Origin of the sequence: Jeongeupia chitinilytica (assembly GCF_014652315.1) — a bacterium.
Taxonomy (GTDB): Bacteria; Pseudomonadota; Gammaproteobacteria; order Burkholderiales; family Chitinibacteraceae; genus Jeongeupia; species Jeongeupia chitinilytica.
The window spans coordinates 87,300-109,663 of sequence record NZ_BMYO01000003.1 but is presented as its reverse complement, the minus strand read 5'-3'; the positions used below and the strand labels follow the sequence as shown (position 1 = coordinate 109,663).

General features: G+C 64.6%; 23 protein-coding genes. 11 read left to right on the top strand and 12 right to left on the bottom strand.

Annotation, left to right across the window (positions count from 1 at the left end; genetic code table 11):
- Positions 1-95 precede the first annotated feature (95 nt).
- Positions 96-659: a GNAT family N-acetyltransferase gene (locus tag IE097_RS06360; RefSeq protein WP_189459328.1), complete on the top strand. Its 564-nt coding sequence runs from the start codon at positions 96-98 to the stop codon at positions 657-659.
- A 147-nt stretch (positions 660-806) separates the two neighbouring features.
- Here IE097_RS06360 and IE097_RS06355 read toward each other — a convergent pair whose 3' ends face one another.
- Genes IE097_RS06355 through IE097_RS06345 form a run of 3 tightly spaced genes read right to left on the bottom strand, consistent with a single transcriptional unit; the run spans position 807 to position 2,088 of the window.
- A complete protein-coding gene (locus IE097_RS06355; RefSeq protein ID WP_189459327.1) occupies positions 807-1,253 on the bottom strand; it encodes a nuclear transport factor 2 family protein in 447 nt (148 codons plus the stop codon).
- Positions 1,254-1,279: 26 nt separating this feature from the next.
- Positions 1,280-1,657, bottom strand: coding sequence for a nuclear transport factor 2 family protein (locus tag IE097_RS06350; protein ID WP_189459326.1), 378 nt, complete (start codon positions 1,655-1,657; stop codon positions 1,280-1,282).
- A gap of 11 nt (positions 1,658-1,668) precedes the next feature.
- Positions 1,669-2,088, bottom strand: coding sequence for a nuclear transport factor 2 family protein (locus IE097_RS06345; protein WP_189459325.1), 420 nt, complete (start codon positions 2,086-2,088; stop codon positions 1,669-1,671).
- A 103-nt stretch (positions 2,089-2,191) separates the two neighbouring features.
- Between IE097_RS06345 and IE097_RS06340 the strand changes: the two genes are divergently transcribed.
- Positions 2,192-2,629: a winged helix-turn-helix transcriptional regulator gene (locus IE097_RS06340; protein WP_189459324.1), complete on the top strand. Its 438-nt coding sequence runs from the start codon at positions 2,192-2,194 to the stop codon at positions 2,627-2,629.
- Positions 2,630-2,662: 33 nt separating this feature from the next.
- The gene (locus tag IE097_RS06335) at positions 2,663-3,424 is read left to right on the top strand and encodes a ParA family protein (RefSeq protein ID WP_189459323.1); all 762 of its coding nucleotides are present in this window, start codon (positions 2,663-2,665) and stop codon (positions 3,422-3,424) included.
- A gap of 16 nt (positions 3,425-3,440) precedes the next feature.
- Here the strand turns inward: IE097_RS06335 and IE097_RS19280 are convergent, their stop codons facing one another.
- A complete protein-coding gene (locus IE097_RS19280) occupies positions 3,441-4,007 on the bottom strand; it encodes a cupin domain-containing protein (RefSeq protein WP_229797459.1) in 567 nt (188 codons plus the stop codon).
- A 224-nt stretch (positions 4,008-4,231) separates the two neighbouring features.
- Here IE097_RS19280 and IE097_RS06325 point away from each other — a divergent pair, with 224 nt between their 5' ends.
- The 4 genes from IE097_RS06325 to IE097_RS06310 all read left to right on the top strand — a co-directional run bounded on the left by IE097_RS06325 (position 4,232) and on the right by IE097_RS06310 (position 8,579).
- Complete coding sequence (locus IE097_RS06325; protein WP_189459322.1) at positions 4,232-5,299, top strand: type II asparaginase; 1,068 nt, start codon at positions 4,232-4,234, stop codon at positions 5,297-5,299.
- 251 nt (positions 5,300-5,550) lie between these two features.
- Entirely contained in the window at positions 5,551-6,213 is a 663-nt protein-coding gene (locus IE097_RS06320; RefSeq protein ID WP_189459321.1) for a hypothetical protein, read from the top strand.
- Entirely contained in the window at positions 6,213-6,917 is a 705-nt protein-coding gene (locus tag IE097_RS06315; protein ID WP_189459320.1) for a hypothetical protein, read from the top strand. Before IE097_RS06320 ends, IE097_RS06315 begins: the two co-directional genes overlap by 1 nt.
- Positions 6,918-6,935: 18 nt before the next feature.
- Positions 6,936-8,579 carry a Dyp-type peroxidase gene (locus IE097_RS06310; protein WP_189459319.1) on the top strand — a complete coding sequence of 548 codons (1,644 nt, stop codon included), beginning with the start codon at positions 6,936-6,938 and terminating at the stop codon, positions 8,577-8,579.
- A gap of 108 nt (positions 8,580-8,687) precedes the next feature.
- On the opposite strand, the gene IE097_RS06305 is transcribed toward IE097_RS06310, so the two are convergent.
- Positions 8,688-9,074 (bottom strand): winged helix-turn-helix transcriptional regulator, encoded by a 387-nt coding sequence (locus IE097_RS06305; protein ID WP_189459318.1) that lies wholly within the window; start codon positions 9,072-9,074, stop codon positions 8,688-8,690.
- Positions 9,075-9,259: 185 nt separating this feature from the next.
- Between IE097_RS06305 and IE097_RS06300 the strand changes: the two genes are divergently transcribed.
- The 3 genes from IE097_RS06300 (at position 9,260) to IE097_RS06290 (ending at position 11,320) form a co-directional block, all read left to right on the top strand.
- Positions 9,260-10,312, top strand: coding sequence for a quinone oxidoreductase family protein (locus IE097_RS06300; protein ID WP_189459317.1), 1,053 nt, complete (start codon positions 9,260-9,262; stop codon positions 10,310-10,312).
- On the top strand, positions 10,305-10,805 hold the full coding sequence (locus tag IE097_RS06295) for a RidA family protein (protein ID WP_189459316.1): 501 nt from the start codon (positions 10,305-10,307) through the stop codon (positions 10,803-10,805). The genes IE097_RS06300 and IE097_RS06295 overlap by 8 nt, the downstream gene beginning before the upstream one ends.
- A gap of 125 nt (positions 10,806-10,930) precedes the next feature.
- Positions 10,931-11,320 carry a hypothetical protein gene (locus IE097_RS06290; protein ID WP_189459315.1) on the top strand — a complete coding sequence of 130 codons (390 nt, stop codon included), beginning with the start codon at positions 10,931-10,933 and terminating at the stop codon, positions 11,318-11,320.
- Here IE097_RS06290 and cobA read toward each other — a convergent pair.
- The 7 genes from cobA to IE097_RS06255 form a co-directional block, all read right to left on the bottom strand.
- Positions 11,317-12,051 (bottom strand): uroporphyrinogen-III C-methyltransferase, encoded by a 735-nt coding sequence (gene cobA / locus IE097_RS06285; RefSeq protein WP_229797458.1) that lies wholly within the window; start codon positions 12,049-12,051, stop codon positions 11,317-11,319. The two genes, IE097_RS06290 and cobA, sit on opposite strands and share 4 nt — an antisense overlap.
- A 14-nt stretch (positions 12,052-12,065) precedes the next feature.
- Positions 12,066-14,780, bottom strand: coding sequence for a nitrate reductase (locus IE097_RS06280; RefSeq protein WP_189459313.1), 2,715 nt, complete (start codon positions 14,778-14,780; stop codon positions 12,066-12,068).
- 141 nt (positions 14,781-14,921) lie between these two features.
- Entirely contained in the window at positions 14,922-15,257 is a 336-nt protein-coding gene (nirD, locus tag IE097_RS06275; protein ID WP_189459312.1) for a nitrite reductase small subunit NirD, read from the bottom strand.
- Positions 15,254-17,701 carry a nitrite reductase large subunit NirB gene (gene nirB / locus IE097_RS06270; RefSeq protein WP_189459311.1) on the bottom strand — a complete coding sequence of 816 codons (2,448 nt, stop codon included), beginning with the start codon at positions 17,699-17,701 and terminating at the stop codon, positions 15,254-15,256. Before nirB ends, nirD begins: the two co-directional genes overlap by 4 nt.
- Before the next feature lie 12 nt (positions 17,702-17,713).
- Positions 17,714-18,916 carry a nitrate/nitrite transporter gene (locus IE097_RS06265; RefSeq protein ID WP_189459310.1) on the bottom strand — a complete coding sequence of 401 codons (1,203 nt, stop codon included), beginning with the start codon at positions 18,914-18,916 and terminating at the stop codon, positions 17,714-17,716.
- A 299-nt stretch (positions 18,917-19,215) separates the two neighbouring features.
- Positions 19,216-20,424 carry a CmpA/NrtA family ABC transporter substrate-binding protein gene (locus IE097_RS06260; RefSeq protein WP_189459309.1) on the bottom strand — a complete coding sequence of 403 codons (1,209 nt, stop codon included), beginning with the start codon at positions 20,422-20,424 and terminating at the stop codon, positions 19,216-19,218.
- Positions 20,425-20,435: 11 nt separating this feature from the next.
- Complete coding sequence (locus tag IE097_RS06255) at positions 20,436-21,011, bottom strand: ANTAR domain-containing response regulator (RefSeq protein ID WP_189459308.1); 576 nt, start codon at positions 21,009-21,011, stop codon at positions 20,436-20,438.
- A 197-nt stretch (positions 21,012-21,208) separates the two neighbouring features.
- On the opposite strand from IE097_RS06255, the gene IE097_RS06250 reads away from it, so the two are divergent.
- On the top strand, positions 21,209-22,363 hold the full coding sequence (locus IE097_RS06250; RefSeq protein WP_189459307.1) for a cytochrome c oxidase subunit II: 1,155 nt from the start codon (positions 21,209-21,211) through the stop codon (positions 22,361-22,363).
- Position 22,364: the final 1 nt, after the last annotated feature.

Genomic DNA, 22,364 nt, shown 5'->3' with positions numbered 1-22,364 from the left:
GACAAATGCCAATATCATTTTGAGCGCTATACTCCCACCCGCCGTTGCGATCAGCACGGCGGGTTTCGTTTTGTGCCAAACACAGGATCACCCCGATGCTCCACGACCTGCGCGACCTGCGCATCCCCACCGCGCGACTGCTGTTGCGCACTTTCTCGCAAGACGATCTGGCTGCGCTTCTCTTGCTGGTCAGTCAGGCCGAAATCACCACCAACCTGCCCGACTGGGCCATGACAGCCGAGCAGTGCGAACAGTGGCTGGCCTGGCACGAAACCAACCAGGCCCGTTTCGACAGCGACAAGCCGGCTCTGCCCCTCGCAATCTGCCTGCCTGACGGCGAGCTGATCGGCTGGCTGGGCATCTGGCCCAAGCCAAGTGTTCACGTCGATCCGCCAGAAGTCATGTACGCGTTGTCGCACGCGTATCGCGGCCGCGGTTACGTCAGTGAAGCCGTCCGCGCCGCAACGCAGTGGCTTTTCGGGCTGTCCCCCCTTCCGCAACTGATGGCCGTCGTGAAGCCCTCGAACCCGGAGTCCCGCCGTGTCGTCCTGCGCAGCGGCTTCACAGCCAGCGGCACGGTCCGGTGCGATGACGACGGCTGGTTCGACTACTTTGTCCTGCAACGCGCCGAGGCGACGGGCGAACAGCCGTCCGCCTAGCCATTCCTGTCGCCATCCGTGAACGGGTCGGCAATGCCGACCCGTTTTGCATGCCGGGCCTTGAAACGCGTACGCCTCAAGGTCAGGCCGGTCAACGTCATGCGTGGAAAGGACTGGCCGATGTCGCCACCGAAATACGCTGAACCGTTATTTCTCGATCGGATGGTGGCTCCAGATCACGTTCACGATCTGCCAACGCCCATCAATTCTCGCCATCTGCATGTAGTCGACCCAGTCCTGCATGTCGACACGCACCATCGCCATGCCGTTGTAGACGTCGAGCACCTGGACGTCATGGCGTCGCCGGGCCGGATCGTCGGTCTTGCCGTAGCCCTGCGCGGTGTAGTTCACAAGCACATCCGGGCTCAGTTCGTTCACGTTGGTCTCATTCCCGCCCTGCCGGATTTCACGCTTCACCAGCTTGTCGTAGATCGCCCGCCTCATCCGCGGGCCGTCGCCGTTGTACCAGCCGTCGGTGTAGTCCTGCGCGACCGCAGTAAGCGCTGCACATGTTGGCTTGTCGCACTTTGCGGCGCTCACGGCGCCCGCGGCCATCGCAAGCATTGCGACGGGGATCAGATAGGTCGGCTTCATCGTTTTCTCCTTACCGTGAGGCGGGTTTAGTGAGCGAACTGCTCGGACAAGGTGTTGATGACTTTCCAGTGCCCACCGGCCATGCCGATTTGCAGGTAATCGACGCGGCTGACGTCGTACACGGCGACGGCGGCCATATCGCCGTCGACGTCGAGCACCGCGATCGTCCGGGACGGCGCGGCCGGCTGAAGCTTGCCGTTCGGAATTTCTTCGAGCTGCAGCGTCGCCGGGTCGACCCGACGCTGCGCCGTTCCGGCCAGGGTCGCCCGCCCGACGCGCCTGGCGTCATTCGCCAGATAGTCGGCCACGACAGCCCCGATCGCATTGCACTGTTTCGGCGTGCACGGTGCCGCCGGGGCCGCGCCGGAAATCAGCAGCGCCAATGTCACGAGATAACGGTTCATCGCTTGCTCCTTTACGAATGGCTGCCGAACAGCACGTTGACGACGCTCCAGCCGTCATCGGTCCGTGCGAGTTGCAGGTACTCCGTCATTCTGTCGCCGACAACCTTGACGAAAGCGACGTCACCGCGCAGGTCGAGCACCGTCACGTCGTTGCGCTTGGCGTCGTCGGCTGCCGGCTTGCCATAGCCGGCATCGGTCGCCATCACCAGTGCGCTGGCGGAGATATCGTCGAGCGCCGCATTGCGCTTGCCGGTCGGCATCCGTTTGGCGAGCTGCGGGTGCAACGTGGTTTTCATCAGCGCACCGTCGCCGGTGTACCACGCACGAAGGTAGTTCGACGCGACCTGCGACACCGCATCGCGGTCGGCGGCCGGACCGGCAAGCGCGACGGCGCTCCACAGCATGAACGGCAAGGCATGGCGACGTTTCATCCGGACTCCTCCTTGTGCAGATTTGGTGCGGCCGATTATTCCCGATATATTCGTACGGCATAAGAACGCACAATTTCGTCCCTTAGTTACAAAACGGTGCCCAATGCGCAGACACGGCAGTTATGACGGTTCGATCGGCTGCCCGGTCGAAGCCACGCTCGAATTGATCGATGGCAAATGGAAAGGCGTACTACTGTTCCTGCTGTTCGAACACGATTGCATCCGCTTCAACGCCTTCCAGCGCATCCTGCCGTGGATCACGCAGCGGATGCTGACCAAGCAGTTGCGCGAACTCGAGCAGGACGGGCTGATCACGCGCACCGTTTACCCGGAGGTGCCGCCGAAGGTCGAATACCGGCTCAGCGAGTACGGCCGTACGCTCGAGCCGGTGTTGCTGGCGCTGCGCGACTGGGGTGCGGCACATCGTGCCCGCACCGGCCCCGGCTGCGCGTCGGCCCGGCCCGAGGTGCAGGCGTCGCAGCGCACGCAAAGCGCCGTGCTTTCGGCCGGACATCTTTCAACCGGGCGTGTTTTCGACTAAGTTCTCAGGCTTTCGAGCAGTAGGCTGCACGGCATGACGGTGATCGCGGTATTCAATCAAAAGGGCGGCGTCGGCAAGACGACCGTCACGGCCAACCTTGCTGCCGCCATGGCGCAGAACGGCACCGCGCCGCTGGTGATCGACCTCGACCCGCAAGCGCACCTGAGCCACTACTGGGGTTTCGGTGCCGCGCCGGGCCCGACGATTCACGACTTCTTCCGTGGCGTCTCCGCGCTGTCCGATCTGGTCCGGCCACTGCCGAACGGCATCGACTTCATTCCGTCCGAACTGGCGCTGTCGAAAGTCGACGCCCAGCTCACCCGGCACCGTGACCACCTGTGGCGACTGCAGCTCGGGCTGACCGCGGAGATGCTGGCCGATCATGCGCCGGTGCTGATCGACTGCGGCCCGATGCTCGGCGTACTGGGCTTCTCCGCGCTGCTCGCCGCCGACGTGGTGCTGGTGCCGGTGTCGCCCGAAACCCTGGCGCTGCACGGTGCGCGAATGACGGCACGGACACTCGCCGGGCTCGAGCGGCTGGTGCCGCGCAAGCCGCGGCGCTACCTGCTCAACCGCTACCAGCGTGGCAGCATCGGCAGCGAACATGCGCTGCGCCAGTTGCGCCACGACTATCCGGGCGAAGTGCTCGGCGCTACGATCCGCCCGGCCGAGCTGTACGAGGCCGCCGTGATCCGCCATGCCGACGTGTTCTCGCTCGACCCCGACAGCGACGCCGCACAGGACATGGCCTTGCTGCTCGACGAACTGATCGAGACGGGCCTGCTGGCGCTCTGACCGCAGCGGCCAGCGCTTACTGGTCGACGACGACGAAATACTTCCGCACCGCTTCGACCACTTCGAAGCGGCCCACAAAGCCCGCCGGAATCACCCCGGCGTCGCCCGGGCCGAATTCGGTCATGCCGCCTGTCTCGGCATGCAGCCGCACCCTGCCAGCGATCACACAGAAAAACTCGTCGCGATTGTCGGCAAAGCGGATGTGCCAGCTACCGACCTCGCACGCCCAGATCCCGCTCGACAGACCCTGCCGGGCATAGTGTTCCCACGTCGTTCGCTGCGGATTGCCGTCAACGCGCCGGTCCGGACGCGGGTGATCGAACGCAGGTGTCGTGCCTGCCGCCGCAAAGGCAATGATCGAACTCATGATGTCTGTCGCGCAAAAACCCGCAGCATAACCGATCCGGCCAACTCCCCGGGACAGGACATGGAGCGGCGTTCCCGCACGCCAGACCGTTCCAGGCCGGTGCAACCGGTGGCCGTCCGACGACGCAAACACGACCCCCACACATCGCAAACCGCTGTCCGGATGGATGTTTTCAGCATGCACCAGAATGGCGCCGCCATTGTGCAGTCGCAGCATCCAACTCCGGATTCAAGTCCTTGATTTCATTTCCCATTAATACAAAAAGAAGCGAAGCCCGCTAAGGCGTTTCCCCATCAGTAAATGTGGCAATAGGATTGCAAAAACGTGGCGCGCATGATCGTTTCACCCTGCCAACGGGCAGCGTATTCCAACCCAGAACACAGGCAGGCACGTCATCCATCCGGTGACCCGAACGCCTGCCGACACCGGAGAGCATGCTGATGTTTGCCACCCTCACCAAGCAAGGCCTGTGTGCCGCGGCGCTGTTTACCGCGTTTTCGGTTCACGCGGCCGACAAGCTGCCCAACGTCGTGATCCTTGCCACCGGCGGCACCATTGCAGGCACCGGCGCCACCAGCACCACCACCGTCGGCTATACCGCGGCCAAGATCGGCGTCGAAAAGCTGATCGAAGCCGTGCCGGAAATGAAGAAAGTGGCCAATGTCAAAGGCGAGCAGGTGTTCCAGATCGCCAGCGAAAGCATGACCAACGATCACTGGCTCAAGCTCGCCAAGCGCGTGAACGAACTGCTGAAGCAGTCGGACGTCGACGGCATCGTCATCACCCACGGCACGGACACGATCGAGGAAACCGCCTACTTCCTCAACCTGACGGTCAAGAGCAAGAAGCCGGTGATCGTGGTCGGTTCGATGCGCCCGTCGACCGCCATCAGCGCCGATGGCCCGATCAATCTGTACAACGCCGTCGCCACCGCCGGCAGCAAGGACTCGGTCGGCCGCGGCGTGCTGGTCACGCTGAACGACGAAATCCAGGGCGCGCGTGACGTCACCAAGACCAACACCATGACCGCCAACACCTTCCGCTCGCCGGAACTGGGCAGCCTCGGCTACATCGTCTCGGGCAAACCGGTGTTCTACCGCGCCAGCACGCGCAAGAACACCGCGGACACCGAGTTCGACGTCAGCAAGCTAGACAAACTGCCGGCCGTCGACATCGCCTACGGCTCGGCCAATGCCAACACCATCGCCATCGACGCCTTCGCTGCAGCCGGCGACGTCGGCATCGTCTATGCCGGCACCGGTGACGGCAGCCTGGCCAATACCGTGCGCCCGCGTCTGACCGAACTGCGCAAGCAAGGCCTGCAGATCGTCCGCTCGTCGCGCGTCGGCAACGGCCCGACCATCCGCAACGGCGAAAACAATGATGACGAAACCGACTTCGTCGTCTCGGACACGCTCAGCCCGCAAAAGGCCCGCATCCTGCTGATGCTGGCACTGACCAAGACCAAGGACACCAAGGAAATCCAGCGGATGTTCTACACCTACTGAAATCACGCGGGACTCCACCGCGCCAGCATGAACAAAGCCACCGCAAGGTGGCTTTGTTGTATGCGCCGGAAGCCGCAATCGGATAGCGCCAGACTCGAACGCCAGAGTCCTCTCCTGCCAAGCAACCCACAGTTTGCAAGCAAAAACTTGCATGCCAACAGCATGCAAACTAAGATCGTCAGCGAGAAAATTGAACTATGTAAGACAAACGTAACGTACGTCCGGATCAACGACCACTCCCGAGGGCAGCCATGTCCAACATTGCCGGCAAAGCCTATGCAATGAACGTAATAACGCCAATACGCTGGTATACGGTATGGCTCAACAAAGTGATTTTCTGGGCTGCACTTAAAAACCCGTCCACGCTCAAAGGCCTGATTACCTTGTCGCTGATCCATTACGCGCGCTGGGTGATCATTGGCCGCAACCAGTTTCCGCATGTCCATCCCAGCCAGCCGAAGGAAGACCTCAAGTACGCATACATGCTGTTTTTCAGTAACTTCAACGGCAGTTGGGATCAGTATGTCGACTCGTTCACCTTCGCCATTCCCAGCGGACTGGACATGTTCTGGAAATGGAACATCCGTTATCCCAAGTCGGTCGCGCTGACGCCTTTCCATAAATACATCCGCTACAACCAGCTCGACACGCTGCACTACTACAACGCTTATCCCCTCGCCACGTCCAATGATGTGAAATCGGCCCGTATCGTCAAGGCCAAGCTGCTGGATTTCGACGGTGCCACCCGCGAAAGCAGTGACGGCGAATTCGCCCGGGAATACCGCAAGCTGCTGCGGGACCTGCAGCACGACCTGGGCGATATGTACCCCACACCCATCGTCAGCATGTCGGCCTATCAGGTCGAGCGGCGCCAGCGCTGGCATGACGGCCAACTCGACGGGAGCAAGCACTGATGAGCAATCTCAGTGGCAACGCCTATGCACTGACGGTACTGTCGCCGATCAAGCCCGGTATCGTCGCAGACGAAGAAATCGCCTATGCAGACAAGGTCCGCAGCATTCTGCTGGGGTGGAACGAGCTGAAAAACAGCCCGATGACCGCGGTACCACAGACCTATCTGTGCCGCTATTTCGTGCTCGACAATCCGTATACCGAATCACTGCCCGGCGGCGGTGCCCTCGACACCATCAGCGACTGGCTGCCTGTGGTACCGGATTGGCTGCGGCGCGCCGTCATGCCGGCACACGATCAACTCAAGTCGCGCTATCTGGTGTTCTCCGCCAATGTCCATGTCGGCCCGTCCGGCGATATTGCGCCCTATCTGCGCGGCATGTGGCAGGCCATACGTCCGCAGATCGAATCGATCTGGCAATACTGCTACGGCTTTGACGAGGTCAAGGATGCCGACGGTTTCGCCGCTTACATTCAGCGTTGCGCACTGCCTGCATCGCTGTTTTTTGTCGGCTCCAACGACGAGGCGCTGCCCGAGCAGCTCAAAGCGCTGTACATCAAGCAGGAATTCGCCAAGTTCGCCGTCGCCAACCAGGGCCTGCCGACCGCAACCCTGCGGCAGCACTTCCGGGACTTCATGACGCGCATCGCCCCGCACGAACTGGCCGCCCCCACCTGGGAACCCGGCAAGTACCGACTGCCCTGATCAACAAGGATTGCAAGCGTGACCCAACAACTGGATTTGCTGGATATTCAGGGCAATGTGCTGCGCGCCTACGGCCGCTTTCGTTATCCGGCTGCCCGCTACGTGTTTTTCAATATCCGTGACGGTGCCCGCGGGCGTGATTTTGTTGCCGCGCTGACCCGTCGCGTGACCACCGCGGTGCAATGGGGCGAAGGGCCGGACAAACTGCCCGCGCCCGAGTGGACACTGAATGTCGCCTTCGCCTACCAGGGCCTGAAAGAGCTGGATCTGCCGCGCGAGTCGCTGATCGGCTTCTCGCCCGAATTCGTCGCCGGCATGAAAGACCGCCGGGACATCCTGGGCGACGACGGCCCCAGCGCCCCAGAGCATTGGGATCCGATCTGGCAGCGCAATCGTGAAACGCGCGAGCACGACGTACACGTCTTCGTCTCCATCAACGGCCTGATGCCCCTCCCCAAGGACGCCGAGCCCGCCGCGATACACGCTGCAGTGCTGGAAGCACAGGTACGCGTCGAGGCCGGTTACCGGTGGCTGCAGGATCAGTTGGCCGCATGCCAGGGCGGCGTGGTGCAGCTGGGCGGGCATCGCGGTGACGACGGCGATCTGCTTGATTATCAGGACGTGAAGGCTGTGCTGGACAACGGCGTACCGACCAGCAAGGAACACTTCGGCTACACCGACGGGATTGGCGACCCGGTGTTCGAAGGCGTGCCCTACGATGCGGACCGCATCAACGGCCGGGGCAAGCAACTGGACAACGGCCAGTGGGCGCCGCTGGCTGCCGGCGAATTCCTGCTCGGCCATACCGACGAAGCACTGGAATACCCGCCCGCCCCCAGCCCGCTGCTGCTGTCACGCAACGGCACGTATATGATCTACCGCAAGCTGCACGAGAACGTCGGCACGTTCGAAAAGTACCTGGACGAGCACGGCGAACGCTATCAGGGCGGCAAGGAACTGCTGGCGGCCAAATTCGTCGGCCGCTGGCGCGACAACGGGGCCCCCATCGTCAAGGCTTGGGATGCCGCAAGCAAGGCACGCTTCGATGCCGAGCTTGCCGCTTTGGAAAAAGCCCACGACAGCCATGGGGCGGATCAGCTGCTGAGCAACTTCACTTACGACGAGGACATGAGCGGCGGTCGCTGCCCGTTCAGCGCACACATTCGCCGCATCAACCCGCGCGCCTCGCTTGAGCTCACCCGCGACGAACAGCCCCCGGCCAAAGTCTGCGGCGGATTCAGCGTCAGCAAAGGCGCGTTCGATACCCCCGGCGCACTCAGCAACCGCCGCCGCATCCTGCGCCGCGGACTGCCCTACGGCGAGGTCAAGGATCGCAGCCGCGACGACGGCAATCACGGCATCGTCATCATGATGCTCAATGCGGACATCAACCGGCAGTTCGAATTCGTGCAGCAACAGTGGATCAATTACGGCAACGACTTCAAGGCCGGCAACGACAAGGAAATCCTGCTCGGCAACCATAGCCAGAGCGAACACTTCCCCAGCAAGGCCGTACTGCAGGTCGACCCGAACAGCGACGAAGCCCCCTACATCCTGCCGCGCCTGCCGCGTTTCGTGGAAACACGTGGCGGTGACTACTTCTTCGTACCCAGCCTGACCGCATTGCGCATGATCGCAGCCGGCACGGTGGATCCGACCTGAGATCCGGCTCGCTGCATCACACGCATACAGCGACGTACCGACAACACCCCCTTCGCCAGTGCGACGGGGGTGTTGTACATTCAATGGCCTCGTACCGAAGTTGGTGCTTCACTCGCCCTGTTTGCTTGCGGCCTCGGCGCTGCGACGCAGGTTGTCTTCGAGTTCGTCCAGTGCCGCAGCATTGTCCTTGGCCCAGTCGTACAACGCGCTCAGCGGCTCGACAAACCGGATGCCTAGCGGCGTCAGCGAATACTCGACTTTCGGCGGCACGACGTGAAATACCTCGCGATGCACGAGGCCGCCGCTTTCCACCTCCCGCAACGTCTGCGTCAGCATTTTTTTCGAGATGCCGGGCAGCGCGCGCTCCAGCTGGCCGGTACGCATCGGGCCGTAGCTCAGCACCGACAGGACCATCGACGTCCACTTGCCGTTGAGGATGTAATGGATCCGCCGTTGCGGGCAGTTTTCTCGCAGGATGAAATCCGGTTCAGCCATCCGGCATGACTCCAAAAGTTACCAAATGGTAACTACATTACAAAAAAGTACCTACTTTTCAAATGGTTAGTACACTCCTTAGGATTGTACCACCTGTCCGGAACCCGCTCCGCGTTCACTTGGCCACGTAGTGAACGCCGCGAGGCATTTCGTCCGGACAAGCCATTTGAACCTGGAGGTACACCATGCAAGCAGCAGTCATCCGCGCCTTTGGCGGCCCCGAGCAGATCCGTATCGAAGAGATCGCCACACCACGCCCCGGCCCGGGCGAGGCGCTGGTCAAGGTGCTGGCCGTCGGCATCAACCGGCTGGATCATTACGTGCGTCTGGGTCAGATTGCCCCGGCACTGGCCTTCCCGCACATCCTCGGTTCGGACGCCGTCGGCGAAGTCGTCGAACTGGGCGAAGGCGTCAGCCGCGTCGACATCGGCGATCGCGTCATCACCATGCCGGGCTACCCGACCGATCCGGCCCACGCCGATGTGCGCCCGGTCACCGCTGCGGCCAGTTACGCCATTCCGGGCATCCAGATTCCCGGCACGTATGCGCAGTACGTCGTGGTGCCCGAGCACTGGCTGCTCCTCGACACGACCGGCCTGCCGGCCGAGCAGCTCGCCGCGCTGCCGGTGGCGCTGCTGATCGCGATTCGTTCGGTCCAGATTGTCGGCGAGGTCAAGGCTGGCGACCGGGTGCTGATCCACGCCGGCGCTTCGAGCACCGGCATCATGGCCATCCAGGTTGCCCGTGCGCTGGGTGCACGGGTTGCCACGACGGTGCAGAGTGCTGCATCGGCCGAGCTGGCAACGCAGCTGGGCGCCGAGCTGGTCATCGACAGCAACGGGCAGGACTTCGTCGAGGCCGTCCGCGACTGGACCGGCGGCGCCGGTGTCGACGTGGCGATCGACAATCTCGGTGGTGACGTACTCGCCCGGACCATTGCCGCCGTCAGGCCGCTCGGCACCATCGTCACGATGGGCTTCATGGCCGGCACGACGGTGAGCTTCGACATCCGCGACTTCTTCTTCTCGCAAAAGCAGCTGCGCGGCACGCTGGTTGGCGACATCGAGGACTTTGCAGCCTGGCTCGAACCGATCAGGGCCGGCCGGATCAAGCCACAGATCGACAGCGTGCTGCCGCTGTCGCAAGCCGCCGACGCGCACCGGCGCATTGCGGCCAACCAGGCACAGGGCAGCATCATCCTGCGACCGTGGCCAAGCACCGGAGCCGATCATGACTGACGACGTCGTTGCACGCCTGGCCGGGCTCGGCCTCACCCTGCCCGAGCCGCCACAGCCACTCGGCGCCTATCAGGCCGTTGCCCGGACCGGATCGTTGCTGTTCGTCTCGATGCAGGGGCCGGCCATTGCCGGCAAGCCGCTACTGCCCGGGCGAATCGGCGCCGAACTGACGATGGACGACGGGCGCGAGGCGGCGCGGCGTGCGGCACTCAACACGCTCGCGCAACTTCATCGCTACCTCGGCGGCTTCGATACGCTGGCACAGCTTGTCCGGCTGGATGGCTACGTCGCCTGCAGCGACGATTTCACCGGGCACGCGCAGGTACTCGATGCCGCATCGGAACTGCTCGTCGCCGTACTGGGCGACCGGGGTGCGCACGTGCGGACGGTATGCGGCGTCCGCAACCTGCCCGGCGGACTGCCTGTCGGCCTCGCACTGACTTGCGCTGTGCAGGACGCCCCAGCGGCAGCTGCGTCCGGCGCTTCCGGCTGAATCGGCATGCGTCACCGACCGCACGGCAGTCGGTGACGTGCACCGGCCCGGCAACAAAGTTCCTTATGGCAACAACTGGCCGTCGCACTACAATCAGGATTGATTCTCATCTCTTGAGTACGACGATGCCGCTACGCCACCTTGCCTCCGTCCTGCTTGCCTTGGTGCTGAGCGCCTGCGCCAGCATCGATGCCACGTCGACCCAGTACGTCGGCGTGGCCCACCCCGCACCGACCGACCCGGCATCGGTCCAGATCCTGCGTGAAGAACCGAAAAAGCCGTTCGACCGGATCGGCGAAGTGAAGATCGACGCCAGCACCGATCCTGCACCCGGCGTGACCGAGGTCGAAGACAAGCTGCGGACCGAAGCGGCGAAACTCGGCGCCGACGCCATCGTCATCGTCTACGACCGCATCCAGCCGGTCGGCGCCTATGTGTCGGGTCCCTACTGGGCCGCAACGGTGCAGGACATCGAAGGCCACCGGCTGATCGGCATCGCGATCAAGTACCGCTAGGCCGCCAGCGGCAAGGCGGTCGGCAGTGCTTCGCCAACTGCCTCGCCGACGAGGATGATCGCCGGACTGCCGAGCCCGGCCGCCTCGGCATCGCCGGCCAGTGCACCGAGTGTCGTCACCAGCCTTCGCTCGCGATCGGTGCTGGCCCATTGCACCACGGCCGCCGGCGTCCACGAAGGCAAGGTCCGCATCAGTCCATCGCTCAGGCTACCGATCCGGCTCATCCCCATGTAGATCACCAGCGTCGTCCCGGTCGCGGCCAGCGCACCCCAGTCCGGTTCGGAATGGTCCTGCGCATGTGCGGTAACGAAGATGACGCCACGACAGTGCTCGCGATGCGTCAACGAGATGCCGAGACTGGCCGCCGCCGCGAGGCCGGAGCTGATGCCGTTGACGATCTCGACCGCGACGCCGGCAGCCTGCAGGTAGGCAATCTCCTCGCCGGCGCGACCGAACAGCAGCACCTCGCCGCCCTTGACCCGCACGACGATTTTGCCGGCCAGCGCATAGCGGCGCATCAGCCGCTGGATGAAATCCTGCGGCGTCGACTTGCAGCCGCCGCGCTTGCCGACACGAATCACCCGCGCCTGCGGCGCCAATGTCACGATGTCGGGATTCGCGAGATCGTCGAGCAGCAGGATCTCGGCCGCCGCCAGCGCCTTGACCGCCTTCAGCGTCAGCAGATCCAGATCGCCGGGGCCGGCGCCGAGCAGGGTGACTTTTCCGTTCATGACCATCTCCTTGATCAGGCAGCCCGTGACGTCGATGCGCACAGGCGTTTGAGTTCGGGCACACACGAGCCGCAGACGGTGCCGCAACCCAGCTCGGCCTTCAGTTGTTCGACACCGGCGCCGGCCGCAGCGCGACCGGCGATTTGCGATTCGCGCACCTGCATGCAGTTGCAGACCACCCGATCGCGCGGCACGGCACTTGCGCCCTTAGGCGCAAATACCGCCAGCCGCGGCCCCTGCCAGACCTCGCCGGCGAGCAAGGTATCGAGCAGTCCCTCGGCGCCGGACACATCGCCGGCAAACACGAAACCGGCCAGCACGCTGCCGCCTTCATCCTGCGAGCGCCAGCCGACCCGTTTGACCAGATTGCGCCGCGCGTCGCGATACTCGAGTACGTCGGCGCCCGGCTGCAGCTCGAGCGCAGTAAACACCCGTTCGAGCCAGCCGGCCGGCGCTTCGGTACACGCGGCGCGCAGCACCAGCGTGTCGCGCCCCTGCAGACTGATCGCCGCGTAATCGCATTCGGCCAGCAGCGGCTGCACTGCAGCGTGCAGCATCAGCACATCGGGGCTGCGCAGCGCCGCCATCGCTCGCCATGGCAGCTCGGCGCGCTCAATCCGCACTGCGGCGTGCTTGAGTTCGGGCTGGAACGAACGCCCGTCGACCATCGGTGCGCTGGTCTCGTTGACGCCAAGCGAATTGAGGAACTGGCCGTTCCAGTGCATCGCGGCGAACACGCTGCCACTGGGCACGTCATTGCCGATCGCCAGCGGCAGCACCAGTGCGCCGCGCTTGCTGGCGACCCGCACCAGATCGCCAGCCTTCAGGCCACGGCGCTCGGCATCATGCGGATGCATCGTCAGGCTCGGCTCGGGCGTGTGCGCGAACAGTTGCGGCAGCCGGCCGGTCCGGCTCATGCCGTGCCACTGGTCGCGCAGCCGGCCGGTGAGCAGGTGGAAGGGGTAGCGCGCATTGGTCGGTTCAGCGACCGGTTTGTACGGCGTGGCATGAAAGCGCGCCCGGCCATCCGGCGTGGCAAAGCCGCAGTCGACATAACGCCGCGCCAGCCCCTGACGCATGCCGGCCGGCAGCGGCCATTGCTGGGGGCCATGCGATTCGAGCAGCGCGTAGTCGAGGCCGCCGATGTCGAGGTCACGACCGACAGTCAGCCTGCGGTGCTCGTCGAAAATCGCCGATGTTTCCACATATGCGAAACCCGCTGCGTCCTCCGGGTACAGTCGTGCCGCGATCCGTTTCGCGACTTCGCACGCAATCCACCAGTCCGGCCTCGCCTCGCCCGGTGCGGCGACTGCGGCGCGGACGCGCGAGATCCGACGCTCGGAATTGGTCACCGTGCCGGCCTTTTCGCCCCAGGTCGCCGCCGGCAGCAGCACGTCGGCGTACGGTACGGTGTCGGTATTGGTGAATGCCTCCTGGACGACGACGAACTCGGCCATTTCGAGCGCTTCGGCCACCTTGCCGGCGTCGGGCAGCGAATGCGCCGGATTGGTACAGGCGATCCACACCGCCTTGATCCTGCCGTCCCGGATCGCGTCGAACATCGCCACCGCCGGCAGGCCAGGCTGGTTCGACAGCCGCTCGGCCGGCACGCCCCACACCTCGGCGACCTCGGCGCGGTGCGACGGGATCGCGATGTCGCGATGCGCGGCGAGCATCGTCGCCATGCCGCCGACCTCGCGCCCGCCCATCGCGTTCGGCTGGCCGGTCAGCGAGAACGGCCCGGCGCCGGGCTTGCCGATCTGGCCGGTGGCCAGGTGCAGGTTGATCAGCGCCAGATTCTTGTCGGTGCCGTGCGCCGACTGGTTCAGCCCCATGCAGTACAGCGAGAGCGAGGCACCGCCGCTGGCACCGAACCATTCAGCCGCCTGGACCAGATCGGCCTCGAATATCCCGCACAGCTCCGCCGCCATCTTGGGCGTGTAATCGCGCACCAGTTTTTTCAGTTCGGCAAAGCCGGCGGTGTGCGCGGCGATGTAGGCCGGGTCGACCAGCCCCTCCCAGATCAGGTGGTGCAGCATGCCGTTGAACAGCGCAACGTCGGTACCGGGCTGGATCTGCAGATGCAGGTCGGCCATCGCCGCGGTATCGGTACGGCGCGGGTCGATGACGATCCACTTCGTCGCCGGCCGCGTCGCCTTGGCTGCTTCGAGCCGGCGGAACAGCACCGGGTGCGCGTACGCCATATTGCTGCCGGCGAACAGCACGCAATCGGCGAGTTCGAGGTCCTCGTAACACGTCGGCGGGCCATCGGCACCGAGCGCCAGTTTGTACGCCGTCACCGCGCTGCTCATGCACAGCCGCGAGTTGGTATCGATGTTGTTGGTACCGACGACACCCTTGGCGAGCTTGTTGAAGACGTAATAGTCCTCGGTCAGCAGCTGGCCCGACACGTAGAACGCCACCGCATCCGGGCCGTGGCGCTCGATGATGTCGGCAAAGCGTTCGGACACGGTATCGAGCGCGGCATCCCAATCGATGCGCTGACGTTCGGCATCCCGCGTCAGCCGCATTTCCGGATGCAGCGCCCGGCCGGTGAGGCTGGCAGCGGTTGCCGGCAGGGTCATGCCCTTGGTGCACAGCCGGCCGAAATTGGCCGGGTGCGAGGGATCGCCCTGGATGCCGATGATCCGGTCGCCGTCCGACTCGATCAGCACGCCACAGCCCACACCGCAGTAGCAGCACGTCGATTTGGTAATGGTCTTTGTCATCTCAGTACACCTCTGGAATCACCAAGAGCCGTAGCGAGCGGATCGAGGTCAAAGCGCCCGGCGCACAGGAACCGGAATGGACACGTGGTCCATGAGGATTCCGAGCACCGCGCAACGCAGCCATCGATTCGCGCAGTAGGCTCATGGCGATGCCAATGCGAGGAAGACCTCGCCGTTTTCGACCCTGACCGGATAGCGTCGCGCACAGCCGACGTCGGGCGCCCTGGCCTCGCCCGATGTCAGGTCGATGTTCCAGCTGTGCAGCGGGCACGTCACCGTCTCGCCGTGGACGATGCCCTGGCTCAAGGGACCTGCCTTGTGCGGGCAGCGGTCGAGCAGTGCGAATACGCTGTCGCTTGCAGTGCGGAACACGGCGATATTGCCGGCGTCGCGTTCGACCACCCGGCTGCCGAGCCGGGGAATATCCTCGACCGTGCAGACGCGCAACCATTGTTCGGTGTTCAGCGGGGCATTCATGCCGGTTCTCCTGCGGTCACGAGCCTGATCGGGATGTACTCGTTCTTCTGCACCCCGGCGATCCGCGCCGCCCACGGGTCGGGCAGGCCTTCGAGCGAGTACAGCAGCCGCTCGTACAGCGCCTTGCGGTTCGCAGCATCGTCGACGACCTTCTGCTTGATGTAGTCGAGGCCGACGCGGGCGATGTAGTGGACGGTGCGGTCGAGGTAGTACGCCTCTTCGCGGTAGAGCTGCAGGAAGGCGCCGGTGTATTCCTTCACCTCGTCGCCGGTTTTCACCTTGCACAGGAACTGCGCGACCTCGGTCTTGATGCCGCCATTGCCACCGACATACAGCTCCCAGCCGCTGTCGACCGCGATCACGCCGACGTCCTTGATTCCCGATTCGGCGCAGTTGCGCGGGCAGCCGGAGACGGCGAGCTTCACCTTGTGCGGCGACCACATGTTCGCGAGCATGGTTTCGAGATCGATGCCCATCTGCGTGCTGTTCTGCGTACCGAAGCGGCAGAACTCGCTGCCGACGCAGGTTTTCACCGTGCGGATCGACTTGCCGTAGGCGTGGCCGGACTGCATGCCCAGATCCTTCCAGACGCTGACGAGGTCTTCCTTCTTCACACCCAGCAAGTCGATGCGCTGGCCACCGGTCACCTTGACCATCGGCACGTGGTATTTGTCGGCGACATCGGCAATCCTGCGCAATTCGGATGAGTTGGTCACGCCGCCCTTCATCTGCGGGATCACCGAGAACGTGCCGTCCTTCTGGATGTTGGCGTGCACGCGCTCGTTGACGAAGCGGCTTTGCGGATCGTCGACGGCTTCCTTCGGCCAAGTCGAGATCAGGTAGTAGTTGACCGCTGGTCGGCACGTTGCGCAGCCGTTCGGTGTGCGCCACTCAAGGAAGTCGTAAACGGCCTTGTGCGACGTCAGGTGGTGCTCGCGGATCGCCTTGCGCACCTCACCATGGTTGTGGTCGGTACAGCCGCACACCGCCTTGGTCTTCGGCGTCTCCTGGAAGCTGCTGCCCAGCGTATTCATCAGGATCTGCTCGACCAGACCGGTGCACGAACCGCACGAACTCGCCGCCTTGGTGTGCTTCTTGACGTCGTCGACGGTGAACAGGCCCTTCTCCTTGATCGCCTTGACGATGGTGCCCTTGCACACACCGTTGCAGCCGCAGACCTCGTCGCTGTCCTGCATCGCACCGGCGCGGCTCTGGCCCTGGACGCCGGCGTCGCCGATCGCCGACTCGCCGAACATGATGTGGTCGCGCAGGTCGGCGATCTTGCGTCCCTCGCGCAACAGCTTGAAGTACCACGCACCGTCGGCGGTGTCGCCATACAGGCAGGCGCCGACAAGCTGGTCGTCCTTGATCACCAGCTTCTTGTAGACGCCGCCGGCCGGGTCGGACAGCACGATGTCCTCGGTGCCCTCGCCGCCCATGAAATCGCCGGCGCTGAACAGGTCGATGCCGGTGACCTTGAGCTTGGTCGACAGCACCGAACCCTTGTACTGGCCGATGCCGAGCTGCGCCAGATGGTTGGCGCAGACCTTGGCCTGCTCGAACAGCGGCGCGACGAGGCCGTAGGCGACGCCGCGATGGCTGACGCACTCGCCGACCGCGTAGATTCGCGGATCGAACGTCTGCAGCGCATCGCTGACGACGATGCCGCGATTGCAATGCAGTCCGGCGCTTTCCGCCAGCGCGGTGTTCGGGCGGATGCCGACGGCCATCACCACCAGATCGGCCGCGACCTCGTCGCCATCCTTGAAGCGCACCGCGGTCACTTCGCCGGCGTCGTTGCCGACGAGCTCGGCGGTCTGCTTCTGCAGCAGAAAGGACAGTCCGCGCTCCTCGAGCGAGGTTTGCAGCAGTTGGCCGGCGGTCACGTCGAGCTGCTTGTCGAGCAGCCACTCGCCCAAGTGCACGACGGTGACATCCATGCCGCGGATCTTCAGCCCGTTGGCTGCCTCGAGCCCCAAGAGCCCGCCACCGATGACGACGGCGTGCTTCTTGGCCTTTGCGGTAGCGATCATCGTTTCGGTGTCGTAGATGTCGCGGTAGCTGATCACGCCTTTCAGGTCCTTGCCCGGCACCGGCAGGATGAAGGGCATCGACCCGGTCGCCAACAGCAGCCGGTCGTACGGCTCCTCGGTGCCGTCGTTGGCGACGACGGTACGGCGGTGCCGGTCGATCCGCGCGACGCTCTTGCCCAGATGCAGCCGGATGCCGTTTTCCGCGTACCACGACAGCGGGTTCAGGACGATGTCCTTGAACTCCTGCTCACCGGCCAGCACCGGCGAGAGCAGGATGCGGTTGTAGTTCGGGTGCGGCTCGGCACCGAACACGGTGATCTCGTACAGATCGGGCGCCAGCGTCAGCAGTTCCTCGACCGTGCGGATGCCGGCCATGCCGTTGCCGACGACGACGAGTTTGGGCTTTTTCATTGTGGTTTCTCCTTAAACACGCGCTGCGGCGACGGTCCAGTCGCTGCGCCACCGCTGCTTCACACCGGCCAGACTCATCCAGCCCAGCGCGGCGATGCAGGCGAACAGCCACAGCCCGGTCGCGTAATCACCGGTCGCCTGCTTGATCGCACCGAGGCTCGCCGCCAGCGCGAAGCCACCAACACCACCGGCCATGCCGATCAGCCCGGTCATCACGCCGATTTCCTTGCCGAAGCGTTGCGGCACCAGCTGGAACACCGCGCCGTTGCCGGCACCCAGACAGAGCATCGCGGCAATGAACAAGGCCACCGCACCGGCCGAGCCACCGACGTTGAAACCGGCCGCGGCAATCAGCAAGGCAGTGGCGGTGTAAACGACGAGCAGGGACTTGGTGCCGCCGACCTTGTCGGCCAGCACGCCGCCGATCGGGCGCATCACCGAACCCGCCAGCACGCAGGCGGCGGTATAGAGGCCGGCGGTTTTGGCGTCGAAGCCGAACTGGTCGTGGAAGTAGCCGGGCAAGGCGCTGGCAAAGCCCGAGAAGCCGCCGAAGGTGATCGCATAGAAGAACATGAACCACCACGCGTCCTTCTCGCCGAGCACCACCAGGTAGTCGGCGAGTTTCTTCTTCGGCGCGGCACCGGGTGCGTCCTTGGCGTTGAGGGCATAAACGATCAGCGTGATCACCAGCGGAATGCATGCCAGACCGAAGACGTTCTGCCAGCCGAACGCCACCGCCAGCAGCGGTGCGAACAGGGCGGCCAGCACGGTGCCCGAGTTGCCGGCGCCGGCGATGCCCATCGCCGTGCCCTGATGCTCGGGCGGGTACCAGCGCGACGCCAGCGGCAAAGCGACGGCGAACGATGCACCGGCCACGCCGAGGAACAGCCCCAGCGTCAGCGCGCCGGTCAAGGTCGAGAAGCCGACCTGCCACGCCGTCAGCAAGGCGGCAATCACGATCACCTGACCGATCAGACCGGCGCGCTTGGCGCCGATCCGGTCGACGACGACGCCCATCACCAGCCGCAGGATCGCGCCGGCCAGAATCGGCGTGGCGACCATCAGCCCGCGCTGCTGCGTGGTCAGGTGCAGGTCGCTGGCAATCTGCACCTGCAGCGGCCCGAGCAGATACCAGACCATGAAACTGAGGTCGAAATACAGGAAGGCGGAAAACAGCGTCGGCGTATGCCCTGCACGCCAGAAGGAACGGTTCATGACACTCTCCCAAGCAGGAAAACAAAAACGGCGTCCGTCCATGTCGTGAAACATGGAGGGACGCCGTTGTCCTTGAAGCTGAAAACCGCCGTTGGCCTTCACTTCCGATTTGGTGAGCGGCACGCCGTTGTGCCACTCACTTCATGTTCAGCAAGGGCCGTGCCAGATCACCGTTTTCGTTCGCGCTCGGGATTTGCTGGATTTTCGGGGTGGATCACCCCGGCATGGCGCACTGCATCGGTGCAAATGGATGTCCGTGCGCACAGCATTTGCGCACCGCAACATCGCAGGTCGGCGCTTCAGCGCCGCCCGTCGCCAGCCCCGCCAACGCAGGCATCGGCACGGATTTCGAAACCGTCCGCATAGCCCTGCGGATCGCTTCCGTCCCAGCGCCGGCCGTCGATCAGCGTGCTGCTGCGCATCGGGCTGGCCGGCTGCAGTACGCCCAGCGCGGAGGCGGCTTCGTCGTACAGTGCCGTCTGGTTGATTGCCCTGGCGACTGCCTGCATGTCCACGTCGTCCGGCAGCAAGCCCCAGCGCCGGTACTGACCGAGGAACCACAAGCCGTCCGACAGATACGGGTAGTTGACGCTGCCGCCGCCGAAAAAGCGCATCAGCGGCGCGGTATTACCCAGCCGGCCGTAGTCGCCGAGCAATCGCGGCATGATCAGCGGACTGGCCCGGCCAATATAGCCGGGGCCGGACAACCAGCCGGCCGCCTCGCGCCGGTGTTCGAGGTCGTCGAGCCAGCGGCAGGCCTCGAGCAGCGTCATCGTCAGCGCCCGCGCTGCGTTCGGATGGCGGGCAACGAAGTCGCGCCGGCAGGCCAGCACCTTCTCGGGATGATCGGGCCAGATTTCGCCGCTGCGGATCACCGTGCGGCCGTGGCCTTCGGCCTCGGCGACCGCGTGCCACGGTTCGCCGGCGCAGTAGCCGTCGAGCACGCCGGATGCCAGCGCGTCGCTCATCTGCGGCGGCGGAATCACCACCGGTTTCACGTCGTCGAGCGGATGGATGCCCTGCGTCGCCAGCCAGTAATACAGCCACATCGCGTGGGTGCCGGTCGGGAAGGTCTGCGCGAATACGTGTCGACGCGATTCGGCCGCCAGCAGTTCGCGCAGCCCGATGCCGGCCTGCAGCGCCTCGGCGAGCCGGTTCGACAGAGTGATCGCCTGGCCGTTCTGGTTCAGCGTCATCAGCACGGCCATGTCGGCCTGCGGCCCGCCGATGCCGAGTTCGACGCCGTAGACGAGGCCGTACAGCGCATGCGCGGCATCCAGCTCGCCCGAAATCAGCTTGTCGCGCACCGCCGCCCACGATGGCTGGCGGTACAGCTCGATTTCGATCCCGTGCGTGCGCCCGAGGTCGAGCACCTTGGCGGCAACCAGCGGCGCGCAATCGGACAAGGGCACGAAGCCGAGCTTGAGCACCGTTTTTTCGGGTGCATCCGACCCGGTGATCCGGTAGCCAGGCAGCGATTCGGGCGTTGATGCAGTGGGGTGGAACATCGGTTCTTCCTTCAGCCGAGCAGCTCGGCCATCGCGATCAGTTGGCGCGCCACGTCGGCGATCCGGCTCCCCTGCTTCATCGCCTGCTCGCGCAAGGTGGCGTAGGCTTCGGCCTCGCTCAGGCCGCGCTTGTCCATCAGCACGCCCTTGGCGCGGTCGATCAGCTTTCGGTCGGCCAGTTGCTGCTCGGCGTTGGCGAGGCGTTTTTTCAGTCGCGCCTCTTCCTCGAACCGCGCCAGCGCCACTTCGATGATCGGGGCAAGCCTGTCGGCACCGACGTGATCGACCACATAGGCGGTGACCCCGGCACCGACCGCATCACGGATCGCCTGCGGCTCGCTGCGGTCGGCGAACATCACCACCGGCCGCGGTGCGGCGTGGCCCATCACCGCCAGCTGTTCGAGCGTGTCGCGCGACGGCGACTCGGTGTCGATGATCACCACGTCGGGGCGCTGCGTTTCCACCGCGCGCAGCAAGGCCGCCGCACCGTCGACCTCGGCAATGACCGCATAACCGGCGTGCTCGAGCGCATCGCGCAATTCACCGATGGGCTTGGCAGTGTCGTTGACGAGCAGAACGCGGAGCATGGAGGCAGGACTTTGCATAGGAACCAGCATAGTCCAAGCAAGTTGCGTGCCGACCCTCGCACCTGATACCGGGTTGCAGGCCGTCGCCCGGTTTGCCGCTGCGGCCGGTGCACCGGTCACGATGTGCTAGCGTGAAACGACGTACCCGGCCCGCAGCAAACTCCGGTTGCACGGGCACGGCAGCAGGCAGACACCCCATGGCGCTCGCAATCGCACTGATCGCACTGGTCATCTCCGCAGTCCTGTTCCACGTCTTCAGCCCGTGGTGGTATACGCCCCTTGCCTCCAACTGGGCACTCATCGACACGACGCTGTCCATCACCCTGCTGATTACCGGCGCCGTATTCATTGCCGTGAACATCTTCATCGCCTGGTGCATCGTCCGATTTCGCCAGCGCGACGGCCATCGTGCGACCGTCCAGCAGGACAACCGCAAACTCGAGCACTGGCTGATCGGCCTGACCGCACTGGGCATCGCCGCCATGCTGGCACCGGGCCTGTTCGTTTATGCCGACCTGATCCATGCGCCGCCCAAGGCCGCGGTCATCGAAGCCATCGGCCAGCAGTGGCAATGGCGCTTCCGCCTGCCCGGCCCGGACGGCCAGCTCGGCTCGACCGACGTGCGCTTCATCAGTCCGACCAACCCGTTCGGCCTCAATCCGGCCGACCCGCGCGGCCAGGACGACATCCTGATCAACGCGCCGGAAGTACACCTGCCGGTGAACCAGCCGGTGAAGATCCTGCTGCGCTCCCAGGATGTGCTGCACGACTTCTTCGTCCAGCCGTTCAGGACCCGGATGAACATGGTGCCGGGCATGGTGACGTCGTTCTGGCTGACGCCGACCAGGACCGGGCGTTATGAAATCCTGTGCGCGCAGCTGTGCGGTGTCGGCCACTTCAACATGCGCGGCTATGTCGTCGTCGACGACGAAGCTGCGTACCAGGTCTGGCTCGACAAGCAGCGCGTGACGCTGGCATCCGCCACGGTCAATACCCGGCCGTTAGCGCCCCCCATCTCCGGCACATCCCCCGTCAACGCACTCGCGAGCCAGGGCCAGTCGCTGGCGCAAAGCAAGGGTTGCGTAGCCTGCCACAGCCCGACCACGGCCGCCGGCGTCGGCCCGGGCTGGCAGGGCCTGTACGGCAAGCACGAACGGCTGGCCGGCGGCGCTTCGGCGCTGGTCGACGACGCCTACCTGAGGGAAGCGATCACCTCACCCAACTCGAAACGGGTCGAGGGATTCCAGCCTGTCATGCCGAAGATCGAGCTGAACGATCAGGAGGTCAACGCCCTGATCGCCTACATCAAGTCGCTGTCCGCCAAACCTGCGGCGACCACCGCGCGGCAGTGAG